The organism is Synechococcus sp. R3-13 (assembly GCF_047462195.1).
Lineage (GTDB): Bacteria > Cyanobacteriota > Cyanobacteriia > Thermostichales > Thermostichaceae > Thermostichus.
The window spans coordinates 1-5,158 of sequence record NZ_JANSIO010000241.1 but is presented as its reverse complement, the minus strand read 5'-3'; the positions used below and the strand labels follow the sequence as shown (position 1 = coordinate 5,158).

Genomic DNA, 5,158 nt, shown 5'->3' with positions numbered 1-5,158 from the left:
CCTGCGCGTAGCGCGGGTGTCGGGTAGTTTACTTTTATCGGACTGGCGGTTGGGGATCCTCGCTTTGCAGGCGGAGAATTTCGGCCTCAATGCGCTGTTGCAAAGCTTTGCCCTCTTCGGAGCGGATCAAGAGTGTAATGCGGTTGTAGTCAGGCACAGTCATACCGTGGCGAGTGATGATCTCGGTCGCGGTGCGGATGAATTCTCGCCGGATTTGATCTTTGCTGGCTGGGTCGTTTGTGGCTTGGGAGCGCTTTTGGGCCTCTTGCCGGTGGGGCTCCATCTCCAAGACGATACGGGCGTACATTGTTACCTGCTCATCGCTCAACACCACAGAGGTGGTGGGGGTTTGAGCCACGGCCAGAGAAACAGTCAGCACAGGGATCCAAGTGCAAACCCAGATCAAACCCACCAGCCCTTTTTGGGCCACGCTTTGGATTGGAAATGCCGTCCACCGTCTCCGACTTGCTTTGCCTGACACCGCTGATGTCTCCCCACCCGCCAACTGTTGCTCAGGTTGCCTAGGGTTTTTGTGAGCTTTCGGCCCCACGCCGGTTCAACACTCTGATGAACCCCGCGGGCTTCGATCCTATCTGCTCCTCTCTGTGAAAGCCCAGGGCGTCGTCCACGCTGACAACTGAGCTTGCTTTTCCATTTGACCGAAAACTGGTCTTTAGGTTCCAGTTCCAGTCCCTTTCCAGCCTATCTGACACCCAGAAGGGAGTGGCCTCTGGGATAATGGGGATGAATTGTTGGTTATTGCCCCTATGCATTTGGAACGTCGCCCGGTTTTCCCGTTTACGGCCATCGTCGGCCAAGAGGAGATGAAATTGGCCTTGCTCCTCAACGTGATCGACCCGCGCATTGGCGGGGTGCTGATCATGGGGGATCGCGGCACGGGCAAGTCCACCACCATTCGCGCTTTGGCCGACCTGCTGCCCCAGATCGAGGTGGTGAAAGGGGATCCCTTCAACAGCCACCCGCGGCAGCGGGACTTGATGAGCGATCAAGTGTGGGAGCGCCTGCAGGCGGGAGAAACGCTGGAAAGCACTTGGATCCAGGTGCCGATGGTGGATCTGCCCTTGGGGGCAACAGAAGACCGAGTGTGTGGCACTCTCGACATTGAGCGGGCCTTAGCTCAGGGGGTGAAGGCTTTTGAGCCGGGGCTGTTGGCCAAGGCCAATCGAGGCATCCTTTACGTGGATGAAGTCAATTTGCTGGATGACCACTTGGTGGATGTGTTGCTGGATGCGGCGGCCTCAGGCTGGAACACCGTGGAACGGGAGGGCATTTCCATTCGTCATCCGGCTCGGTTTGTGCTGGTGGGATCCGGCAACCCGGAAGAGGGGGAATTGCGGCCTCAACTGCTGGATCGCTTTGGCATGTTTGTCCAGATCGAAACGGTGCGAGATGCCGCCCTGCGGGTGCGGATCGTGGAGGAGCGCAGCCAGTTCGACGCCGATCCCCAGGCTTTTTTGGCCAAGTATGCCGATTCCCAGCAGCGCCTGCGGGAGCGCATCGAAAAAGCCCAACATCTTTTGCCCACCGTGGCAGTGGATCCCGACTTGCGCTTGAAGATCTCTGGGGTATGCGCGGCTTTGGAGGTGGATGGACTGCGCGGAGACATTGTAACCAACCGGGCTGCCAAAGCCCTGGCAGCTCTAGAGGGGCGCAGTGAGGTCACCGTCGCCGATATCCGTCGGGTGATCAGCCTGTGTTTGCGCCACCGCCTGCGCAAGGATCCCTTGGAAACCATCGACTCCGGCTACAAGGTGGAAAAAGCCTTCAGCGAAGTGTTCCAGGTGAGCCTAGAGAGCGCCGCCTAGCCCTCACCCCCCAGCCCCTCCCCCAGGGGGAGAGGGGAGTAGGGTGGCTGCTAGCTTGTCGGCAATGGCGGCAATCCAGGCTTGCTCCTGCCGGCTGAAGCTGCGTGGGGTATCGCTCCCCAAAATTAAGCACCCTCGCTGGCCGATGGGCTGGCACAGCACGGCCTGGGATCCGGGGGGCAACAGGCCATCGAACTCGGCGCGGGCCGGGAACAGCTTGAGATCCACCAGATAGACGGGTCGCCCCGTTTGCAAAACCCGCTGCAAAACGCTCTTGGGCTGAATGGAGGGCATCTGGCCGGGGTTGGCCAGGATCCCCCGTTGCAGGAGGGTTCGCCCACCCACCCAGATCACCACGGTGCGGGCGGCAGTGGTGCTGAGCAGGGTATGGGAGGCCCAAGCCAGCTCCAGTTTCTCGCTTTCAGAAAGATCGGGATGCCAATCACAGCCGGGGATCCCTTGCAGGGGGGCCGTTTGGGGCGGAAGAGGCTGGATCTGCTGCCACAGCAGGCCGGTCAAGATCAAAACAGCGCTGAGGAGGATCCCCAAGGCATCTGAGCGGGACTGGCTGGTGAGCAATTCCGGCGTAAAGGCCAGTCGATTAATAACCAAAAGGACACTGCCCAAAAGGCCGGTCACCAGAGGCAGCCGCCTTACCCAGCGATTGGGATCCCTGGGGGCTGGAGTGGGTTCAACCGTCAAGGCAGGCTAGGCATAACCTAGAGGAAGTAACGGGAGAGAAGGGAGAAGCTCTTTCCTCTCTGCTCCCTTGAAGATTAAAGAACTGAAGTTCAGTATAAAGCCAACTCAGAGACGGCTCCAAATGCCAAGGCGCTCCTGCTGGGCTTTTTCTTGTAGGCCACCGTAGTAGCTGTCGTACTTGATGTTGTGGCTGTAGGGGATGATGCGGGCCAGGCCATTGCGCACCAACATGGCGTTCATCTGATGGCCTTCTAACCAGACATAGGCCTCCACCAAGCCCGTAGCATCTACGTTGCGCAGCAACTTATCCCCTTCCAGCTTGACGGTGCGGTAGAGGATGCGCTCCCGCATCAGTTCAATGGCTTGCTGGTAATAGGGGTTTTCTTCCGGGCTGAGACCCTCGATCCCGGCCAACCGGATTAGGCGCATCTTCTGTTCCCCTTCGATTTGCACCACTAGGGTGTCGCCGTTGACCACCCGCACCACAACCGCATCTGGGTAGCGATCGAAGCGGTGGTTGTCGAAGTAGAACGGGGTATCGGGAACGACCCGAGGCTCTCCAAACCCGTGGCCGGGAAGGACGGGTATGGTCATAAGCAATCCCAATGCAGCAGAGCCGAGAGCAATACGCTGGAACATGACCTTATCTCCCACTTTGGACACGGCCCCCTCTCTTTTTCCCGCCGGGGAGTTTCCGGTGGCAACACTTAAAGCGTAATGGTAGCGGCAACTGTCTAGAAAACAACCCCGCCGCAGGTTTGGAAGGGATCCCAGCCGGCAGTAATTCTGCAGATCTGCTGGGGGTTGGGTTGCCCAAGGTTCCCAGGCGACTGCGCCATTTCTGCTGACTTTTCTCCAGTTCCTCCAGCTCTTCCCGCAATTGCCGGGCGGATTTGTCGCTGATGTTTCTCAGCCTTGAATGGGGATTGGGCTGGTCTCTTTCTCTGGAGAGGCTGTTTGGCAGGTGGGAATTCAGGATCCGTCTAGCCGAGGGGATTTTGGGAGAGAAACTCCCGATCCAGGGGCAGGGGAGCGACGGGTTGGGTAAGGGTGAATTGGCCGCTTTCTATCCATTGCTTGAGGATTTCGGCAATTTGCATGGAGCGGCGCAGGCTGGCCAGAGGGGCAGTGCGAACCTTGCGGCCATTGAGGGTGATCTGGCCGGATTTGAGCTGGGCATAGCTCACCAAGCCAAAGGTGGGCCGCACCCGGCGGGGAATGGAAAAGTCGATCACCGGTGCCACCAGTTCTTCATCCCGGATGGCGATGGCCTCCAAATCCGCAGGAGCGAGGATGGGAATGGGGATCCCGACCCCCAACATCAAGCTGGGGCCGTAGTTGCGGAAGTAGCAGCCCCTCACCCATTCCGCCTGCATTTGCTTGGCATCCCCAATCAGGGCTAGAGTGGCCGCCGGGCCGATGGGAGTTTGGTTGGGCAATCGCTTTTGCAGCGGAAAGTGTTGGGTGCCCTCCCAGGCGACGTAGCCGATGCCGCCTCCCAAAAAGATGCGGCTGCCGATCCCCACCCGGCGCAACAGGGGATCGTTCAACAAGGGGGATAGCTCTCCCGGGTTGGAATAGACGGCATTGCCCAGATGCGGTTCCAACAGACCCAAGTAGGTGTACAAAGGCCGATCCCCGCCGTTCACCCCGACGATGAAGTTTTGGTAGGCATTGCGGGGGTTGAACAGGTAAAACTGGTTGAGCTGATCCCGAGTCAGGGTGGTCTCGTAGTCGGCGCGGGGGTAACAATCGGTCACTTGGCCGATGGCCCGCAAATGGACGCGCTTGCCCGCCACCAGGTCGGCAATGACATGGCCGCCCCCATAGGCTTGATCCGCTTGCTCGCTGGGTTGGGCTGCCCCCAGGTAAAGATCCACCGCGCCAAATCCGGCATAGGCCGGTACCCCGTTCAGCCAAGCTTGGCGAATCTTGATGGGCGGATCCGTATGGCCCAGGTTCACAATGGCTCCTGAAGACTCCATTGGCTCAAAGGTGCCGGTGGTGATCACATCCACCTGCTCAAAGGCTTCCTGGATCCCCAAGGTGGCCAGCTTGGCTTTGGCTTCCAGGGCCGTCCACACCCGCGCCTGGCCTTTGGCAATGCGTTGGTTAATCTGGTCTAGGGTTCTCTCCATGGGATGTGAAGATCGCAATGGTTGGTCGCGTTGGCGGTGTGGAGGAATAAGAGGCGTGAGCATACTTCCTTCTCACTACCCACTGCTCTTTCCTCTCTTAAGGAGGGATCCGCCCCCATCTTGAATTTCCTCGTGAGGCAACTCTTGGGGCTGGCTCAATGAATAGCTTAAATGGACGGGGATTTGGGGGGTTCCAGCAGTATGGGCCGCTTTTGCCGGCGTTGGGGTTGGTGGGCCTGCTCTACGGCGGGGGGCTGCTGCTGGCTCTGGCCCAGAGTGTGGGCCTCTACGGCCTGGGCGAGAGGGGGTTTACCCTGCAGGGGTATGGGGAGCTGCTGCGGGATGCGGAAGTCGGGGGATCCCTGTTGCTCAGCCTCAGAATCGCTCTGTTGGCAACGGGGTTGGCGCTGCTTTTGGGGCTGGGGCTGGCGCTGCTGTTGCGGGGGGTGGGGGGGTGGGCCATCTGGCTTGGCCAGTTGACGCTGCCGATTC

General features: G+C 59.5%; 6 protein-coding genes. 2 read left to right on the top strand and 4 right to left on the bottom strand.

Going from position 1 to position 5,158, the window contains the following annotated elements; translation table 11 throughout:
* Window positions 1-34 precede the first annotated feature (34 nt).
* Entirely contained in the window at window positions 35-379 is a 345-nt protein-coding gene (locus NW856_RS07525; protein ID WP_414331953.1) for a DUF4168 domain-containing protein, read from the bottom strand.
* A 388-nt stretch (window positions 380-767) separates the two neighbouring features.
* On the opposite strand from NW856_RS07525, the gene bchI reads away from it, so the two are divergent.
* On the top strand, window positions 768-1,826 hold the full coding sequence (gene bchI / locus NW856_RS07520; protein ID WP_414374395.1) for a magnesium chelatase ATPase subunit I: 1,059 nt from the start codon (window positions 768-770) through the stop codon (window positions 1,824-1,826).
* 3 nt (window positions 1,827-1,829) lie between these two features.
* Here bchI and NW856_RS07515 read toward each other — a convergent pair whose 3' ends face one another.
* The 3 genes from NW856_RS07515 to NW856_RS07505 all read right to left on the bottom strand — a co-directional run bounded on the left by NW856_RS07515 (window position 1,830) and on the right by NW856_RS07505 (window position 4,666).
* Window positions 1,830-2,528 carry a cofactor assembly of complex C subunit B gene (locus NW856_RS07515; protein ID WP_414399694.1) on the bottom strand — a complete coding sequence of 233 codons (699 nt, stop codon included), beginning with the start codon at window positions 2,526-2,528 and terminating at the stop codon, window positions 1,830-1,832.
* A gap of 105 nt (window positions 2,529-2,633) precedes the next feature.
* Window positions 2,634-3,122 (bottom strand): thermonuclease family protein, encoded by a 489-nt coding sequence (locus NW856_RS07510; protein WP_414355438.1) that lies wholly within the window; start codon window positions 3,120-3,122, stop codon window positions 2,634-2,636.
* A 389-nt stretch (window positions 3,123-3,511) separates the two neighbouring features.
* Window positions 3,512-4,666, bottom strand: coding sequence for a homocysteine biosynthesis protein (locus NW856_RS07505; protein WP_414374343.1), 1,155 nt, complete (start codon window positions 4,664-4,666; stop codon window positions 3,512-3,514).
* Between the two features lie 158 nt (window positions 4,667-4,824).
* Between NW856_RS07505 and NW856_RS07500 the strand changes: the two genes are divergently transcribed.
* On the top strand, window positions 4,825-5,158 hold a 334-nt coding region (locus NW856_RS07500; protein ID WP_414399693.1), incomplete at its 3' end, for a hypothetical protein.

Bases quoted from the DNA above. Each gene is read 5' to 3' on its own strand.
- NW856_RS07510 (WP_414355438.1), bottom strand. From the start codon at position 3,122: ATGACCATACCCGTCCTTCCCGGCCACGGGTTTGGAGAGCCTCGGGTC.
- NW856_RS07505 (WP_414374343.1), bottom strand. From the start codon at position 4,666: ATGGAGAGAACCCTAGACCAGATTAACCAACGCATTGCCAAAGGCCAG.
- bchI (WP_414374395.1), top strand. From the start codon at position 768: ATGCATTTGGAACGTCGCCCGGTTTTCCCGTTTACGGCCATCGTCGGC.